This window comes from Mesorhizobium sp. WSM4308 (genome assembly GCF_002294905.1).
Lineage (GTDB): Bacteria > Pseudomonadota > Alphaproteobacteria > Rhizobiales > Rhizobiaceae > Mesorhizobium.
This window is the reverse complement of record NZ_NSFW01000007.1, coordinates 83,096-100,200: the sequence shown is the minus strand read 5'-3', so window position 1 is coordinate 100,200 and position 17,105 is coordinate 83,096. Positions and strand designations below refer to the sequence as shown.

Annotated in this window: 14 protein-coding genes; all 14 read left to right on the top strand. The window is 58.7% G+C overall.

The features are described 5' to 3' along the window. Window positions 1-24: 24 nt before the first annotated feature. Complete coding sequence (locus CK227_RS14705; protein ID WP_095774281.1) at window positions 25-1,689, top strand: peptide ABC transporter substrate-binding protein; 1,665 nt, start codon at window positions 25-27, stop codon at window positions 1,687-1,689. Then, complete coding sequence (locus tag CK227_RS14700; RefSeq protein ID WP_095774188.1) at window positions 1,689-2,687, top strand: ABC transporter permease; 999 nt, start codon at window positions 1,689-1,691, stop codon at window positions 2,685-2,687. Before CK227_RS14705 ends, CK227_RS14700 begins: the two co-directional genes overlap by 1 nt. After that, the gene (locus tag CK227_RS14695; RefSeq protein WP_095774189.1) at window positions 2,687-3,640 is read left to right on the top strand and encodes an ABC transporter permease; all 954 of its coding nucleotides are present in this window, start codon (window positions 2,687-2,689) and stop codon (window positions 3,638-3,640) included. The genes CK227_RS14700 and CK227_RS14695 overlap by 1 nt, the downstream gene beginning before the upstream one ends. Further along, on the top strand, window positions 3,637-4,647 hold the full coding sequence (locus CK227_RS14690) for an ABC transporter ATP-binding protein (protein ID WP_095774190.1): 1,011 nt from the start codon (window positions 3,637-3,639) through the stop codon (window positions 4,645-4,647). Before CK227_RS14695 ends, CK227_RS14690 begins: the two co-directional genes overlap by 4 nt. Beyond that, complete coding sequence (locus CK227_RS14685; protein ID WP_095774191.1) at window positions 4,640-5,647, top strand: ABC transporter ATP-binding protein; 1,008 nt, start codon at window positions 4,640-4,642, stop codon at window positions 5,645-5,647. Before CK227_RS14690 ends, CK227_RS14685 begins: the two co-directional genes overlap by 8 nt. Window positions 5,648-5,740: 93 nt before the next feature. After that, window positions 5,741-7,189 (top strand): amidase, encoded by a 1,449-nt coding sequence (locus CK227_RS14680; protein ID WP_095774192.1) that lies wholly within the window; start codon window positions 5,741-5,743, stop codon window positions 7,187-7,189. Between the two features lie 204 nt (window positions 7,190-7,393). Further along, window positions 7,394-9,037: an MFS transporter gene (locus CK227_RS14675; protein WP_095774193.1), complete on the top strand. Its 1,644-nt coding sequence runs from the start codon at window positions 7,394-7,396 to the stop codon at window positions 9,035-9,037. Window positions 9,038-9,416: 379 nt separating this feature from the next. Continuing rightward, entirely contained in the window at window positions 9,417-10,355 is a 939-nt protein-coding gene (locus CK227_RS14670; RefSeq protein WP_179296490.1) for a LysR substrate-binding domain-containing protein, read from the top strand. Window positions 10,356-10,495: 140 nt separating this feature from the next. Further along, the gene (locus tag CK227_RS14665; RefSeq protein WP_095774195.1) at window positions 10,496-12,088 is read left to right on the top strand and encodes a peptide ABC transporter substrate-binding protein; all 1,593 of its coding nucleotides are present in this window, start codon (window positions 10,496-10,498) and stop codon (window positions 12,086-12,088) included. A 20-nt stretch (window positions 12,089-12,108) separates the two neighbouring features. Then, window positions 12,109-13,047, top strand: coding sequence for an ABC transporter permease (locus CK227_RS14660; protein WP_095774196.1), 939 nt, complete (start codon window positions 12,109-12,111; stop codon window positions 13,045-13,047). Beyond that, window positions 13,044-14,000 (top strand): ABC transporter permease, encoded by a 957-nt coding sequence (locus CK227_RS14655; protein ID WP_095774197.1) that lies wholly within the window; start codon window positions 13,044-13,046, stop codon window positions 13,998-14,000. Before CK227_RS14660 ends, CK227_RS14655 begins: the two co-directional genes overlap by 4 nt. A 1-nt stretch (window position 14,001) precedes the next feature. Continuing rightward, window positions 14,002-15,036 carry an oligopeptide/dipeptide ABC transporter ATP-binding protein gene (locus tag CK227_RS14650; protein ID WP_095774198.1) on the top strand — a complete coding sequence of 345 codons (1,035 nt, stop codon included), beginning with the start codon at window positions 14,002-14,004 and terminating at the stop codon, window positions 15,034-15,036. 6 nt (window positions 15,037-15,042) lie between these two features. Then, window positions 15,043-16,077, top strand: a complete 1,035-nt coding sequence (locus CK227_RS14645; protein WP_095774199.1) for an ABC transporter ATP-binding protein — start codon at window positions 15,043-15,045, stop codon at window positions 16,075-16,077. Window positions 16,078-16,106: 29 nt separating this feature from the next. Beyond that, a complete protein-coding gene (locus CK227_RS14640; protein WP_095774200.1) occupies window positions 16,107-17,072 on the top strand; it encodes a membrane dipeptidase in 966 nt (321 codons plus the stop codon). Window positions 17,073-17,105 lie beyond the last annotated feature (33 nt).

Below are 17,105 nucleotides of genomic sequence, written 5' to 3'. Positions count from 1 at the left end.
AATAAAAAAGAGGGAGAACAAAAAATGGAAGATTTTAACTTAGACCGTCGCTCTGTCTTGAAGGCGCTGCTTGCCGGAACAGCCGCTCCTTTCATCGCTTCGTCACATGCTTTCGCGGCCTCTGTGTCGTGTAGTGACCAAATTGTTCGTGTGGCGGGCCTTGCCGCACCTGATACGATGAATCCCTTCGCTACATGGTCTTCGTTCTGGCCAACTACGTTCACGTACGACTTTCTCGTAGGCTTTGATGCACAGCGGCATCCTGACCGGCTCGGTTTTGCCAAGGAATGGTCTATCGATGACAAAGAACTCACGTGGACTTTCACGATTTGGCCGGGGATGAAGTGGTCGGATGGCAAACCCGCCACAGCAAAAGACGTGGCATTTACATATGAATACCTCAAGAAGTCAATTGGAACGCCAAATGAGCTGAATGTCGGCTGGAACAATACCTCTGGCCTGGCACAAGTCGAGTCAATCGAGGTCGTGGACGAAACGACGCTGAAGATAACTACCAAGAAGCCGACTAGATGGCCGGTTGACAATACCATCATGATCGTCCCCGAGCACATCTGGAGTTCTGTCAGCTACGCAGACGCACGCAGTACCTTTCGCAACGACCCGCCATTGGTCGGTACCGGACCTATGATTGTCTCCGAGTTCCAACAAGGACAGTTTGCCCGTCTAACGCCAAACGCTCATTTCCGCACAGGTCAGCCGAAGATTGCCGGCCTTATTTTCTCGTTCTTCCCGAGCGCGGACTCGATCGCCCAAGGGCTAAAAAGCGGGAACCTCGACTACGGTATGAATCTCACCGCGGCGCAATGGAGTGATTTGTCAAAGGACGAAGCGATCGTTGTCGGAAAGCAACGGACGGAAGCCCGCAATTATCTCGCGTTCAATACCGCCTCCGGCAAGGGAGCGGGCAGCACGAAGGCCTTGCAGGACAAGGGTTTTCGCGATGCCATAGGTTACGCCATAGATCAGAAAATGATTGCCGAAAGAGCCTTCAGAGGAAACGCCGATCCCGGTGTGGGTCTGGTTATGCCGTCTGCAACCAGTTACTACTCCGAACTGGAAGACATAAAGCGCCATTTCGACCTGGAAGAGGCAGCCCGCAGGCTTGATGCCGCAGGTTACAAGGATGCCGATGGTGATGGCGTTCGAGAGGATAAGGACGGAAACGCTTTCCAACTTGAGTTGATTACCGGGACCAGCTCAGGCACCATCGAGACACCAATGGCTGCCGTTCAATTGGTGGCTGGCTGGCTGGGGCAGATTGGAATCCCGGTATCAGTTACTCAACTGGATCCGGGCGGGCTAGACGCCCGAACCGCCTCGCCGGATCAGGGTGGGGGGAAGTGGGATCTTTTAATATGCGGAGGGTGGTTATCTCTTAGCGCCCCTGACTTACTTGCTCTAGGGAGATCCGACCAAAACAGAGCTTATTGGCAAAGCAGCGAGTTTGACCAGCTGATTTCGGAGGTTGAAGGCACTGCAGACATTAAGAAAAGTCAAGCGTTGGTCGATAAAGCTGTGCGCCTCATCTATCAAGAGGCCCCCTTTATCATGCTGGCTTATCCAATGATGCTCGAAGCGCGAAGAAAAGACTGCTTCCAGGGCTGGGGAACGGAAGACATGTTGGCAATGTGGAGCTACTTTCCGTTTGATCGCTTGAAGGCGATGTGATGAGCGGGGGTATACGCGGCCATAGTGGCCATCACGTCGCCCAGGTCATGTTCAGGGCGGTGATCACGCTTTTGATGGTCGCGGTCCTCAACTTCCTGCTGTTTCGAGTTATTCCTGGAGACCCCGCCGCGATGTTGTTGGCGGGGGCTCGCAGCTCGGTAACGGCGGAACAGATGCAGGCCCAGCGACAAAGCTGGGGCCTCGACAAGCCGCTCGTGCCTGACCAGCTTGTCAGCTATCTTTCGACCACGCTCCGGGGTGACTTAGGCTATAGCTTTAAGTTCAGGGGAAGGCGCGTCGGCGAGTTGATCATGGAGCGCCTGCCGGCAACGCTTGCCTTGGTGGGACTGGCTCAGATCATCGCGATCATCTTTGGGGTCTTCCTTGGAATCTATGCCGGCTGGCGGCGCGGTGGAGTCGTTGACAATCTCACAACAGGCACCTCCCTGGCGCTTTATTCGACGCCGCCTTTTTGGCTCGGGATGTTGCTGGTGGTAGGCTTCAGTACCATGCTTGGCTGGTTGCCGGGCTATGGTTCATACTCACCCGGCGCTGGCGATGGCAGCTTTCTGGCGGGACTGACCGATCGGTTACGCCATCTGACCCTTCCAGTTGTCGCCGTAGCATTGGGACTCATTGGCCAATACGTGGTTGTTGCCAGGGCAGCAATGAGTGACGTTGTCACTGAAGACTATATGGTGACGGCGCGAGCCAAGGGACTAACCAATGGCCAGATGCTAATGCGGCACGCGTTCCGCAATGCTCTGCTCCCCGTCGTGACCCTGATCACGCTCAATCTCGGCTATGTTGTTGCCGGCGCAATCACGGTCGAGTCGGTTTTCGCCTGGCCGGGAATAGGCAGCTTGACCGTTGAGGCGCTCAACGCGCGCGACTACCCCGTGCTGCAAGGCATATTCCTTGTACTCGGCGCCTCGATTGTGTTTGCGAACCTCATTGCCGACCTGATCTACGGCCTTCTCGACCCGCGGGTACGGTAATGACAGAGATCATGATGACTGACACCATACCTCTTTCTGAGAACCGCCGACAAATCAGAGTCCGCGCGATCAAATCGTTTCTTCGCCAGTTCTTGGCTCACAGCGGTGCCCGGCTAGGTCTTCTCGCCTTGATTGTTTTTGTTGGCATGGCAGCCATGCCCAACATATTGGTCGGTCCATTGCAAACTGCGATGAACGCCACAGGTGACTTTCTGGTACCACCCTCCCAAGCGAACCTGCTTGGAACTGACGAAGCTGGGCGCGATGTGCTGAACCTCATAGTGCACGGTGCACGCACATCGCTCGTGATCGCGCTGGTCTCGACCCTTATCAGCCTCGTCGTCGGAACCGCTATTGGCATGGCAGCAGGTTATTACGGCCGTTGGGTCGATGGCTGGTTGATGCGCATGACGGATTTCTTTTTCGTCATACCATCCTTCGTCCTTGCCTTGGTGATCACGCCGGTGGTTCTCGAGGCTATCGGACGCAGTGGGAACATACTGGGCTTTCGCCCCTCTCTGTTCGTCATCATCCTGGTCATCGGCTTGACCAGTTGGGCCTTCGTCGCACGTATTGTTCGAAGCCAGACGCTGACGCTTCGTGAGCGACAATTCGTTGAACGCGCCAAGGTGGTTGGAACGAGCAATCTCAACATCATGCTGCGCCATCTTCTGCCCAACCTGGTGCCGCAGATTGCAGCCAACGGCGCCTTGGTTGTTGCAAACGCGATCTATACCGAAACAGCCCTGTCGTTCCTAGGACTTGGTGACCCACTGCAGCCCTCATGGGGCACGCTGCTGGCTCTTGCTCAGCGCGCAGGCGCCGCGAGTTCCGGTGCTTGGTGGTATCTCGGCGCTCCCGGTCTGTGTGTAGTCATCGTCTCCCTGAGCTTCGTTTTGATTGGCAACGCCCTCGATGACACCTTCAATCCACGCAGGAGGGCCATCCCATGAACAACGCACCTAAAATGCCAAGTCTGCCTTTGCTGGAGGTGGCGGATCTTGCCGTGGATTACGCGTTGAAGGGCATCTCGTTGCCTGCCATTCGCGATGTGAGCTTCGACCTGCGTGCCGGCGAGGCCGTTGGCCTCGTCGGTGAATCCGGAAGCGGCAAGACCACAACGGCCATGGCAGTTGCAGGTTTGTTGTCACCTAATGCAGCAGTCACTGCAGGAGAAGTTCGCTACCGCGGTATGCGCCTTCCCATCGGTGATGATGATGCGATGCGGCCTCATCGCTGGAACGATCTTTCGGTGGTGTTTCAAGGCGCAATGAACGCTCTCAACCCCGTGCAGCGGGTTTCAAAGCAGATTGCCGAACCCTGTATGCTCAAACTCGGAATGGCGCGTGATGAGGCTAGAGCACGCGCCAGGGTGCTCCTTGAACTTGTCGGTATCTCGGCAGAACGCGGAGCAGCTTATCCGCACGAATTGTCTGGCGGCATGCGTCAACGCGTGATGATTGCCATGGCACTTGCTTGCAATCCCTCTGTTGTCATTGGGGATGAGCCGACGACGGCACTCGATGTCATCACCCAGGCCCAAATTCTGAAGTTGCTCACAAAGCTGAGGAAAGAGCTAAACCTCGCTCTGATCCTGATAACTCACGATCTGTCGGTCGTGGCGGAATCTTGCGACCGTGTGATGATCATGTATGCCGGCCGCATCATAGAGGATGGCACTGTTGCTGACATCTTCCAGAGCCCGAAGCACCCATATACCAAGCTTTTAATCGATTCAATTCCCGACCCTAGTACGGGAAAGCGAATTACTCGGCCCATTCCGGGGGATCCGCCGACTTTGCAGAACCGTGTGTCGGGATGCGCTTTTCGTTCACGCTGTCCGTCCGCCATGAGCATCTGCGCGGTCCATGTGCCCGATATTGACACGCACGCGGAAGGGCGTGTCGCCTGTCACCTCTATTCGGCTCCTAGCGACAGCAGGTTAGCATCCAATGGCTGACGTCACGAACATAATGGCGCTGCAGAATCTGCAAGTGCATTTTCCCGGCCGAGGCGGAATGTTCGGTAGCCTGTTCGGGCGCACGAGCGCGCAAATTCGCGCTCTCGACGGGGTGGACCTGACCATCGCCCGCGGCGAAATACTTGCCATCGTCGGTGAGTCAGGCAGCGGTAAATCAACCGTCGGCCGCGTAATCACCAAACTGGTCCAACCGACGGGCGGTAAACTGGTGTTTGATGGTGAGGACATGACGCTGGTTGGAGGGGCCGCCTTGCGCCCCTACCGACACCGCGTCCAAATGATTTTCCAAGACGCTTATCAGGCCCTCAATCCTCGTCACACCATCTTCGATATCGTCGCAGAGGGCGTGCGCTCTCTGCGCTTGGCCAGTGGCCACGAGGCGATCACGCGGCGCGTTGCCAAATCTCTTGCAGCAGCCGGACTCAATCCCCCACAGGACTTCTTTGCTCGTTTCCCGCACGAATTGTCCGGCGGTCAACGTCAACGCGTGGTGATAGCTGGAGCCCTTGCCGTAGAACCGGAACTGATCGTTGCCGACGAGCCGGTGTCAATGCTTGACGTTTCGATAAGGGCGCAAATCCTCCAGGTCCTGATGGACCTGCGTACGCAGCGGAACATGGCGCTTCTGTTCATCACGCATGATCTGCCGGTTGCTTGGTCGATCGCCGACCGAATAGCCGTGATGTACCTTGGACGCATCGTGGAAATCGGCAGCGCCGACGACATCACTTTCAATCCCAGGCACCCCTATACCATGGCTCTCAGGGATGCCACTCCGAAGGTCCGGCCGATGATTGCCGCCGACCCCCTTCCTGGTCTCAGCGGTGAGGTGCCGAGTGCTGCGCGCATCCCAAGTGGATGTCGGTTTCATCCCCGCTGCCCTCTTGCAATGGACCGCTGCAGACACGAAGAGCCGCCGGTCGTCGACGTAGGCGCGCATCACCAGACCGCATGTTGGCTGGCAGCTACAACATCATGACGACTAAACGAACTGACCAGCGGGTCGTCAGCAGAGACGCCACGATCCCCTCAAAAGCCGTCAAATTCGCTATCGCAGAAAGTAAACAAGACGATGAAGTTGAGCGAATATGTCAACTACGACGCCAAAGGCTTGGCTGCGCTGGTGGATTCCGGCGAAGTTACTGCGCTGGAACTGGCGCGGTTGGCTCGCGAGGCACATGATGTGGTCAACCCGCGGATCAATGCCGTCATTGAATTCTATGATGATGCTGACGCAGTTGCTGAAAGTGGCGTGCGCGGAGGGTTGTTTCACGGGGTGCCTTTCTTAAGAAAAGACTTGGGTTTTGCCGAGGCTGGGAGGCTGGAAGAAAAAGGAAGCCGTCTATTCAAGGATAATCGCTGGGAGTTCGACAGCTATTATGTGCGGCGAGCTCGGGAAGGAGGTTTGCGAATTCTGGGTCGGACCACGACGCCAGAGTTCGGGATTTCCGGGATGAGCGAATCCGTTCTCAATGGCGTGACCGGCAATCCCTGGAATCTCAAACGGTCGGCAGGGGGCTCTTCGGCCGGGGCGGCAGCTGCTGTTGCTGCCGGCATCGTTCCTATTGCCTCGGCTAGCGACGGTGGCGGATCAACGCGAACCCCCGCCGCATGGTGCGGTCTGGTCGGGCTCAATCCCTCACGGGGTCGCGTTTCGGGTGGCCCTCACAATCAGGATTCCGGATTCGGGTTCGCACGACAATTCGTCGTCTGCAAAACCGTCCGGGATATGGCTGCCGCACTGGACATATTTTCCGGTCCTCATCCCGGTGATCCATTTATTGTAGTTCAGCCGGAACGGCCCTATTCGGAAGAGTTGAAGCGTTCCAACAGCAGATTGCGGGTCGGCGTCGCAAGATCAAAATGGGGTGCCGTCGAAGTCGAGCCAGAGGTACAGCGAGCCGTTGATGCAACCGTCAAAGTGCTTGAAGACATGGGACACATAGTGGCTGAGGTACGACCTCCCTACAGTCCGGCGATGTATAGCAAGATCTTGCTTGGAATGGCTGGCATGGGGGCAAGTCGGCTGGAAGCGGCGGCGGCATCCATGGGTCGTTCCATAGGGCCAGAGACCTTGGAACCCGTCAATTTGAAGCTCCATGAATACGGCCGCACAATAACGATATCTAACGCACTAGATATCTTTGATGCCGTGCGACAGATGAGACTGCACGTCGGCGAAGCCATCCAGAACTTCGATATTCTGGTAACTCCTACGATGCCAACACCCGCGCCACCGCATGGTGGCGTCTATTGCGCCACCCATCCAAGCATCTCTGCAGAAGAGTACATGGATGCCGATGCGGCATACTACCAGTTCGTCGGTGTCTTTAACGTCACGGGCCATCCCTCTGTCTCCCTTCCTCTGGCACAGTCAGCAAGTGGGTTGCCGATTGGGGTACAGATCGTTGGACGCTTTGGCGATGAAGCGACGCTCGTGCGTGTCGCGCGCGATCTGGAAGAAGCCATGCCGTGGCAATCACGGCTGCCTGAAATCGGGGCAGGGCGAAATGTGGCTTGAGGATGATCGTCGCAAGCCGTTGCCGCTTCTCAAGTCCGTCGAACGCGCTTGAGCCGACCAGCCACTCGCCGGGTTCAATAAGATATCTCACGCGAGATGTTAAGCCATAACGCTCGATTTGGCTCATGATGCCGGTTTCCGGGAAACGCTGGATATCCTGCTGCGTCGCAGCAACGAGGCTGGGAGGCCTGAAAGCAGAGAGACATGCAGCACGTTGACCCCCATACATCCACTTCAACAACCCTCGCTCCACTTCGGAACGGGGTGTTTCGTTCGATCTGGACGGCCTCACAAATATCCAGTCTGGGATGGCTCGTGCAAACGGTGGCCATCAGTTGGCTGATGGCGACGATTTCGGCGTCCGATCTGATGGTTGCACTGGTGCAGGCCGCGTCGACGTTGCCAGTGTTCTTCTTGTCGATCCTTGCCGGAGCCATCGCCGACAATTTCAGCCGCAGATGGGTGATGTTTGCAGGACACTGCCTGTTGGCGTTGGCGTCAACGACACTGGTGATTTCTGTCTACCTGGGATTTATCAGTCCCTGGCTCATCCTCGGACTTGGTTTCCTCGCAGGCTGCGGCTTTGCCTTGAACGATCCAGCCTGGCACGCTTCAATCGGCGATATATTGCACAAGCGGGACATTCCGGCCGCCGTGACGCTGACGTCTGTGGGATACAACGTCGTGCGTAGCGTTGGTCCGGCTTTGGGGGGCGTGATCCTGGCTTTCTTCGGACCGCTCACCGCTTTCGCCCTGGCCGCGCTGTGCGATCTGACGCCGCTTGCCGCCATATGGCGTACCAAATGGCACGTCCGCGCTTCGCCTCTCCCGCGCGAGAAAATGACCACGGCTATTCACGACGGGCTGCGCTTCACTGCAATGTCCTTCGAGATTAGGTCTGCGGTCGCCCGGGCGACCCTGTTCGGCTTGGCCAGCATCTCTATCCTCGCGCTGCTGCCTCTCGTTGTCCGCGATCAGTTGCAAAGCGGTCCAATCGTCTACGGCATTCTGTTGGCCGGTTTCGGCGGCGGGGCTTTCGTCGCCGGCATGAGCAACAGCTTCCTCAGGCGGATCATGTCTCAAAACAAGCTGGTGGCGGCCGCCTCTGTTGCATGTGCATCATGCTGCCTTTCCCTTGCCCTGACATCGTCGGTCGCGGTGGCGGCTTTGGCGCTGGCACTCGGGGGGGCCGGATGGCTCATCACCTGGACGGGCATCGACGTCTCGGTGCAGCTGGCCAGTCCAAGATGGGTCGTCGGCCGCACACTATCGATCTACTACGCCTTGAGCGCCGGCGGCATGGCTGCCGGCAGCTGGGTCTGGGGAACCGTCGCCCAGAACTACTCCCTGACCTGGGCTCTGGAGGGAGCGGGAGGGGCCCTATTGTTGGTCGCGGCAGCGGGAATACTGTTCCCAGTGCGTCCATGGGAAGAAACGGACCAGGAAAGTTCGGATTTCGATCCGCCAGACCTGGCACTCGATCTGAAGCCCAGGAGTGGCCCGATCAATGTCAAAATCGAGTATTCCATATCCGAAGCAAATACCGAGGCGTTTCTGGGCTGCATGCGCGCCAGGCGGCACGTTCAAAGCCGCGCCGGTGCACGAAACTGGACGCTCCAGCGCAACCTGCAAACGCCTTCGGTTTGGACGGAGACATTCCGCACGCCGACCTGGATGGACTTTCTTCGCCTGAACCACCGGTTCACGGCCGCGGATAAGAATGTCGTCGAGCATCTCCAGAGGCTGCATGATGGAGAGCTTCCGCCGCAGACGGTGCTTTCGATCGAGCGCACGACACACGCAGCCCGCACCCGGCCCATCGAAGTCGTTTCACGGCCCCTGAGGTGAATGTCGATATGAACCCGCCTCAACGGTGAAAGGTTTGCAAGGGTTGCGAACTCCTGGGAGGTCAAACGATTGTTATGTTGAACGATCTCCAGGAGTGCCAGGTCGGCGCTGGTCGAGTTCCGATCCTGCGATATGGGCCATATGGTTCAGGATTTCTGGATAGTCGTGCGCACTGCGCCGTCAACCGCTGTTCGTTGACGCTGCGCAGCTGGGCTTTGCGGAGCAATGTCGCCAAGGCTGCGGTCGAACGACGAAAACAACCTGATTCCTCGATTCCTCGAGTAGTCAGGAATTTTGAACAAGATGCATGACAAGCGGTGACATATCCGCTTTGCTGCGCACGGGCGCGTTTAGCTGTTTTCGTAGCGAAGAGATCATAATGTCAGTCGAGCTACGCCATCTTAGGGCCTTTATAGCTGTGGCAGAGGATAAAAACTTCCGCCGCGCAGCCGATCGCCTGAATATAGCCCAGCCAGCACTTAGCCGGACCATCCGTGATCTTGAAGGTCTGCTTGGGGTGCGTCTTTTCGATCGCACCACTAGAATGGTGACCATGACTGCAGCGGGCATAGCCTTCCTGCCGGAAGCCCGCGATGTGCTCGAGCATGTCGCTGCGGCAATTCGCGTCGCACACCGCGTCAACGAAGGTGACCTCGGTACGATCTCGGTCGGTTTTAATGACTTTGCCATCAACGATGCGCTTCCGAAGATTGTTCGCGATTTCCGTTCCCGATATCCAGATGTTGAGGTTGAACTGCGCTCCATGAGTTCGCCGGATATGGCCGAAGCGCTGCGCAAGCGCCGGCTCGATGTTGGCTTCCTGTTCGGCGCGCATCTGGTCAGCAATCTCGAATTTCAAATCGTGCGACGCGAACAGCTGATTTGCCTACTTCCGCGCGGTCACAAGCTCGCTGCAAATTCGGAAATAAACCTCGCCAGCCTGGCTCCCGAGCCATTCGTGCTGGGAGCAGTCAACTCATGGGCCACCTTTCTCGACCTCGTCGACTCAATTTGCATGTCGGCTGGGTTTCGACCGCGCGTGGTCCAAGAGGCCGCGCATTCTGACGGCATCGTCAATCTGGTCGCCGCAGGCGTCGGCGTCTCGATCTATGTCAACGCCCGATGGCTGAAGACGCGCCACGACGTTGCGGTTAGGCCGTTCCGGGAGGATATGCCCTCGGTCGCAAGTGTTGTCGCCTGGCATCCCGATCTTAAGTCGAAGACATTGCAGAATTTCATCGCGGTGGTACGCGAGGTGACGTCCAACATGGATGCCGAGCCAAGCAAACGGAGCGTGCAGCGCCGACCCGACCGATAAGATGCTATCCAGATTGAGGCCACACGGGCATCAATCCGGACGTAATCGGTATTAGAAAAAGAATTATCCATCTACTACGTTGACTGTAGTCGGCACGGGGAACGACCGACCGTAAATTCCACGCAAGATGGAGATTTGAGATGATACTTCCACGCGCACTCGCTGCATCGGCAAGCGCCCTGATCATGGGCGTTGGCCTGCTAGCCAGCATCGCGAACGCCGAGGAGCCCAAGACTTTTCGCATGATGACGGGCGAGCCGCGGTTCATGGATCCCAACCTGGCTTCCGACTTCTCAATCTTCGTGAATGCCCAACTCTTTGAGCCGTTGGCCCGCCTCGATGAAAAGGGCAACTTGGTCCTGCGCCAAGCCAAGAGCATTGATCTCGGCGCTGACGGCAGGACGTGGACGATCACTCTCAACCCAAACTACAAATGGTCGAACGGCGTTCCGATCACCGCCGCCGACTGGGTCTATTCCTGGAAGCGCATCCTGGACCCCAAGATGGCCAGCGAAGTGGCGACCTTCCTCGGCGACGTGGAGAACGCTGACGCCTACAACAAAGGCAAGATCACCGACGCTGACGCGGTCGGCATCAAGGCGACCGGTGAATACACGTTCCAGGTGGTGACCGCGACGGTGGCGCCCTATTTTCGGGCCAAGCTCGCGCTGCCCTATCTGACGCCGGTGCCAAAGGCGCTTATCGAAAAGGTCGGCGACAAATGGATCGCACCGGAGAACATGCTGTCCAACGGACCTTACAAGTTGACGGCAAGGATCAACGACCAGTCGATAAGCATGGAGACAAATCCCTATTACGGCGGCACCAAACCCGCGATCGGCAAGATCGAGATGACCATCGCCTCGGGCGATCTGTGCACTGCACAGATGCGCGCTTACGAGGCCGGCGAGATCGACTTTGCTTCATGTATCCCAACCCAGGACCTTCCCCGGGTGAAGGCGGATCCGACGCTGTCAAAAGAGTTGGTCCCATATGCAATTGCGGGTACGACTTGGGTCCAATACGATCTTTCGCATGCGCCGTGGAACGACAAGCGTGTGCGGCAAGCGCTGAGCCTGGCGATCGACCGCAAGGCGATCGTGGCCGTCGTCAGCGACGGAACCGACCATCCCACCGCCACTGTGCTTCCGGACTCGATCGCCGGCAGCAATCCGGACGACGCGCTAAAGGGCAACGTTGAGGACGCCAAGAAGCTGCTGGCCGAAGCCGGCTTTCCTGGTGGCAAGGGCTTTCCGGCCTTCACCATAACGACAACGCCGACCGCCGGCCGGCCGCTCGTTGCACAGCTGCTGCAGCAGATGTGGTCGGAGAACCTCGGCATCACCGCCAACATCAACCAGCTTGAGGAAAACGCCTTCCGCTCGTGGGTCGCGTCGCGCAAGGCCGAACCCTACGACGCGATGTTGAACGGCTGGTGGTCGGACTATGCTGACCCGGCGAACTGGTTCGGTGATCTGATACTGGCCGACTACCGCCAGAACCACTTCAAGACCCCTGACTTCGCCGCTCTGGTTACGAAGGGCAACCTCGAGACCGATCCGGCCAAGCGCACCGAAATCTTTCGCGCCGCCAACAAGATCCTTGAAGACGAAGCGCCAATGAGTCCGCTTTTCAATCCCACCAATCTTTGGCTGATCAAACCGAATGTCAAAGGACTGAAACACGAAGGCGTGCTTGACTTCTATCACATTGAAGAAGCCAGCTTCGAGTAGTCTGGACAGGGACGAACAGGATGCTAACCTATTTTCTAAAGCGCATACTGGCCGGTATCCCAACCCTCATCCTCGTCTACACGATGGTGTTCTTCATCGCTCATGTGACACCGGGATCACCGTGGGATGTCGGCTCCAACAGGCCCATCGAGCCTTCGGTCAAGGCGGCGCTTGATGCCAAGTACCGGCTCGATCAGCCGCTTTATGTGCAGTATGCCGATTATCTCTGGGATGCGCTGCAAGGCGATTTCGGCCCGTCCTACCGCGATCAGTCGCAGTCGGTCACCGATATCATCAAGCGCTTCCTGCCGGTCTCGCTAAAGATCGGCGCATCGGCGCTGCTCCTCGCAATCTTTCTGGGCCTACCCCTCGGCGCATTGGCCGCACTCACCAGGCATCGGTGGGTCGATACCGCAGTCCGGGTACTGAGTACGCTTGGAACTTCGATGCCGACCTATGTCGTCACCTCCGTCCTAATTGTCTGCTTCAGTGTGCTGCTCGGCTGGCTGCCGACCTTCGGTTTCAAGGGAGTGTTTACGCCCTCCGCGATCATTCCTATCCTCTCGCTGGCTCTGGCGCCTATGGCGGCCATCATCCGCTATTTCCGAACGAGCATGCTCGAGGTGATGCATCTCGACTTCGTTCAGTCGGCACGGGCAAAAGGGCTACGACCAATCACCATCATCATCCGCCATATGGGCCGCAACGCGCTGATCCCGGTTGTGACGGTTGTTGGAGCTTATGCATCCTATGTGCTTGTCGGTTCCTTCTTCGTTGAATCGATTGCTGGCATTCCAGGCTTCGGTCGCTATTTCGTGCTGGCCATCGCTGCGCGCGACTATCCGGTCATCATCGGGACGACCCTGGTCTACGCGGTCTTCGTCGTCGTCATCAACATCGTCGTCGACATGAGCTACTTCCTGCTCGACCCGCGCGTCCGCATGGAACACGGTGCATGACAGTGCTGGCCCGAGACGCCGAGCCTGAGCCATCACGCGACGCAGCCCTGCTGCGGAGCCTGGTGACGCATGCTAGGCAGAACCCCGCGCTAAGCTTGGGACTGGCGTTTTTGGCGCTGGTTGCGATCCTGGCGCTCGGGGCGGCATTGCTGCCCTATGACGCCTACAAGCAGGACATCCTGCACCGTAACGCATTGCCCTCTTCCGCTCACTGGCTGGGCACTGACGAGCTCGGCCGCGACATGGTCGCCCGGCTCGCTGTCGGTGCCCGCGTCTCGTTAATCGTAGCGCTGCTTTCCACCGGGATCGCGCTCGCCATCGGTGTCATGATCGGTACAGTCTCGGCCTATGTAGGGGGCCGGGCCGACACGCTGATCATGCGTTTGGTCGACAGCATGTACGCTTTCCCCGACACGCTCTTCGCCATATTGATCGCGGCGCTCATCAAGGGCCAATTGAGCGGCCAGCCTACAGGGTTGCTGTCGCCTTTGGCCGAAGTCTATCGCCTGTCCGGCGGCCTCCTTGGGATTCTCCTGACGCTTAGCCTGACCTCGTGGCTGACAACCGCGCGGCTGGTGCGCTCGCAGGTCATGGCGCTGAAGGACAGCGAGTATGTGCTTGCCTCGCGCTTGTCGGGCGCCAGCCACTGGCTGATCATCCGCACGCATATCCTGCCGAACTGCCTTCCGGTTATCCTGGTGTCGGCGACCTTCGTCGTGCCAAACGCCATTCTCCTGGAGGCTGGTCTAAGCTTCCTGGGTGTGGGTATTGATCCGCCAACGCCGAGCTGGGGTACGATGATCTCCGCCGGAGCGCAATCAATCCAGGCTTTTCCGCATCTGTTGATGATGCCGGCATTGGCGATTGGCTTAACGCTGCTCGCCTTCAACGTCGCCGGGGACGCGCTTCGCGACCTGTTCGACCCGGCGCTGCGCGGACAGAGAGGAGTGTGACATGGGCTCGCTGCTGAGTATCCGTGACTTGCACGTCTCCTTCGCCGCAAGCGGCGGATTCCTTCGGCAACCGAGAGTGGTTCGGGCCGTCGATGGCATCAGCATCGAGGTCGAAGCCGGTGAGACACTGGCCATCGTTGGCGAGAGCGGCTGTGGCAAGACTACGCTTGGGCGCACCATCGCCATGCTGCAGCGTCCGACCTCAGGCACGATCGAATTCGGTGGCGTGCTGCTCAACCATCTCCAGCCAAAGGCGTTGCGCTTAGCGCGTCGCAGCATGCAGATGATCTTCCAGGATCCGCATGCCAGCCTCAACCCGCGGCAGCGCATCGAGGCGATCGTCGGCGAGCCACTGCTGATTGCGGGCGTTGATGTCGTGGCGCGCAAGAAGCGCGTCGCCGAACTGCTCGACCTCGTGGGGCTGGGGGCCGATGCCGCGCCGCGCCTGCCTCGTGCCTTCAGTGGCGGCCAGCGTCAGCGCATTGGTATCGCGCGAGCGCTGGCGGCATCACCAAAGCTGATCATATGCGACGAGCCACTGAGCGCGCTGGACGTTACTATCCAGGCACAGATCGTCAACCTCTTGGTCAGCCTGCAGCAGCAGTTCGGCCTGACTTATGTCTTCATCTCGCATGATCTCGCTATTGTCCGTCAGATCGCAAGCCGCGTCGCGGTCATGTATCTCGGGTCGGTTGTAGAATTGGCGGAAGTCGAGGCTCTTTTCGCAAGGCCGCGCCATCCCTACACCATGGCTCTGCTTTCAGCAGTACCCACGCTCACTACGCACGGCCGGCCGGCATCGGAGCCGCTCCTCGTCGTCGGCGATCCGCCGTCGCCGCTAAACATTCCGTCCGGATGCCGCTTCCATCCGCGCTGCTGGCTGCGAAAGCAGCTCGACAACCCCTCTCGCTGCGCAACCGAGATTCCCATTCCTGCACCTGGGGATTCGCATCAGGTTGCCTGCCATTTCGCCGGCACCGCCGCTTTGCAGCAGCCTCGGGCCTCGCTGCAGCCCGCAACAGTAGGGCAGATCTGAGAGGTAATGGCGATGTTGGACCGCAGCGATGCCGACACCCTGCTCGACGTGATCGACCTGTGCGTCAACATCCCGACGGCGCGCGGCATCGTGGAAGCCGTCGACGGGGTCTCGTTCAATGTGAGACGCGGCGAGGTCATCGGTATTGTGGGCGAATCCGGCTGCGGCAAGACGATGCTTGCCCTTTCCCTGATCCGTCTGCTCCGCTATCCGAGCAGGATTGTGGGCGGGCAGATTGCCTTCGCCGGCCGCGACTTGCTGTCTCTGCACGAAAGCGAGATGCGGAAGGTTCGCGGCAATGAAATCGGATTTATCTTTCAGGATCCGTCTGCATCGCTCAATCCGGTGATGCAGGTGGGCCGACAAATCGGCGAGGCGATCGAGGCGCACAGCTTTGTCAGCAGACGCGAAGCAAGCCGCCGCTCCGTCGACATGTTGCGGGCGGTACGTATTCCCGAAGCCGAAAGGCGGGCTCGCGACTATCCACACCAATATTCCGGCGGCATGCGCCAGCGCGTCGGCATCGCCATGGGCACGGCAAATCGGCCGCAATTGGTCATTGCCGACGAACCGACGACCGCGCTCGATGTCACCGTCCAGGCTCAGATTGTGCAACTGCTGGCGACGATGAACCGCGAGACCGGCACCGCGATCATCTTCATCTCGCATAACATCGCCCTTGTCTCGCAGTTCTGCTCGCGCGTGCTGGTCATGTATGCCGGCCGAATTATCGAGCAAGGTCCCACTGCCGAGGTCTTCGAGCGCCCGGCGCACCCATACACGGCAGCGCTTCTGAAAGCAGTGCCGCGCGTAGACATGCGCGTCCAAGGTGGCTTGGCGACAATAGAGGGCCGTCCGCCGGATCTCGCCCGCAAGCCAAGCGGCTGCGCCTTTCATCCGCGCTGTACCTCAAGGATAGATATCTGTCTGGATCAGGCACCAACGGACACGATCCTGGACGCCGGGCGTGCCGCACGATGTTGGCTGGTCACAGATAGGAACAACACAGACGCCCCCTCCAATAGCCCCGTCACACGATGAGGTAAGCGTTGCAGCGAAAGAGTCCAAGCATGGCATTATATTCTTCTCCGATACTGCTCGACGCGGCCGCCCCGATGATCAAGCCCCGCGATGTCGATAAGCGCCTGCCCGATGTCATCGCCGGGGGCCTCGACGTTATCCTTGCCACGGCAGGGGCGATCGAGGATTTCCGCACGACCATGGAGGTCGTGGCGAAATGGCTGGAGATTGAGCGCTCCGCCACCCACAAGATCAGGATCGCACGCTCCGTCGCTGACGTCTGGGCTGCCAAAGCGGCTGGCGAGGTGGCGATTGTGCTGCATTTTCAAGGCGCGGACGCGATTGAGGATGAGCTCGATTTCATCAATGTTTTCCAAGCATGCGGCATTCGCGTGATGCAGCTGACTTATAACGCGCGCAATCGCATCGGCGACGGCTGCTTCGAGGCGAGCGATGCGGGTCTGAGCACTTTCGGCAAGAAGGTCATCGGTCGTATGGAAGCGCTGTCCATGGTGGTGGATCTCGCCCATGCCGGAGCCCGCACCGCCCTGGAGGCGACCGAGATCGCAACGCGGCCGCTGGTCATCTCACATGCCAATGCACGGGCTTTGCTGGAAACACCACGCAATGTCGGCGACGACCTCATCCGCGCGGTGGCTGCCTCGGGTGGCGTCATCGGTGTCTGCGCCGCGCCGTTTTTCTTGACCCGAAACGGGCCGGCGACGCTCGATATGCTCATTGATCACGCCGCCTACATCGCCGACTTGGTCGGACCCCAACATGTTGGCCTGGGCTTTGACTTCGCCGAAGAGAACGCGGACGACTATGTCTATTACGGCTATGACGAGCGCTACATCCCGATGCCACCCTGGACGTTCCCGTCGCGGATCGCCGGCCATGCCGATGCCGGCAATGTCGAGATCTCGCTCAGGGCGCGGGGCTTCGGCGAAAACGAGATCCGCGGCATTCTTGGCGAGAACTTCCTTCGTGTTTTCGGTGAGATATGGGGTGGTTGATGTCCTCGGACCGACTTTGCGACTGAGTAACGA

What these genes read in the sequence shown, in the direction of transcription:
- CK227_RS14685 (WP_095774191.1), top strand. Translation starts at nt 4,640, where the DNA reads ATGGCTGACGTCACGAACATAATGGCGCTGCAGAATCTGCAAGTGCAT.
- CK227_RS14650 (WP_095774198.1), top strand. Translation starts at nt 14,002, where the DNA reads ATGGGCTCGCTGCTGAGTATCCGTGACTTGCACGTCTCCTTCGCCGCA.
- CK227_RS14700 (WP_095774188.1), top strand. Translation starts at nt 1,689, where the DNA reads ATGAGCGGGGGTATACGCGGCCATAGTGGCCATCACGTCGCCCAGGTC.
- CK227_RS14640 (WP_095774200.1), top strand. Translation starts at nt 16,107, where the DNA reads ATGGCATTATATTCTTCTCCGATACTGCTCGACGCGGCCGCCCCGATG.
- CK227_RS14675 (WP_095774193.1), top strand. Translation starts at nt 7,394, where the DNA reads ATGCAGCACGTTGACCCCCATACATCCACTTCAACAACCCTCGCTCCA.
- CK227_RS14655 (WP_095774197.1), top strand. Translation starts at nt 13,044, where the DNA reads ATGACAGTGCTGGCCCGAGACGCCGAGCCTGAGCCATCACGCGACGCA.
- CK227_RS14660 (WP_095774196.1), top strand. Translation starts at nt 12,109, where the DNA reads ATGCTAACCTATTTTCTAAAGCGCATACTGGCCGGTATCCCAACCCTC.
- CK227_RS14680 (WP_095774192.1), top strand. Translation starts at nt 5,741, where the DNA reads ATGAAGTTGAGCGAATATGTCAACTACGACGCCAAAGGCTTGGCTGCG.
- CK227_RS14670 (WP_179296490.1), top strand. Translation starts at nt 9,417, where the DNA reads ATGTCAGTCGAGCTACGCCATCTTAGGGCCTTTATAGCTGTGGCAGAG.
- CK227_RS14695 (WP_095774189.1), top strand. Translation starts at nt 2,687, where the DNA reads ATGACAGAGATCATGATGACTGACACCATACCTCTTTCTGAGAACCGC.
- CK227_RS14645 (WP_095774199.1), top strand. Translation starts at nt 15,043, where the DNA reads ATGGCGATGTTGGACCGCAGCGATGCCGACACCCTGCTCGACGTGATC.
- CK227_RS14705 (WP_095774281.1), top strand. Translation starts at nt 25, where the DNA reads ATGGAAGATTTTAACTTAGACCGTCGCTCTGTCTTGAAGGCGCTGCTT.
- CK227_RS14665 (WP_095774195.1), top strand. Translation starts at nt 10,496, where the DNA reads ATGATACTTCCACGCGCACTCGCTGCATCGGCAAGCGCCCTGATCATG.
- CK227_RS14690 (WP_095774190.1), top strand. Translation starts at nt 3,637, where the DNA reads ATGAACAACGCACCTAAAATGCCAAGTCTGCCTTTGCTGGAGGTGGCG.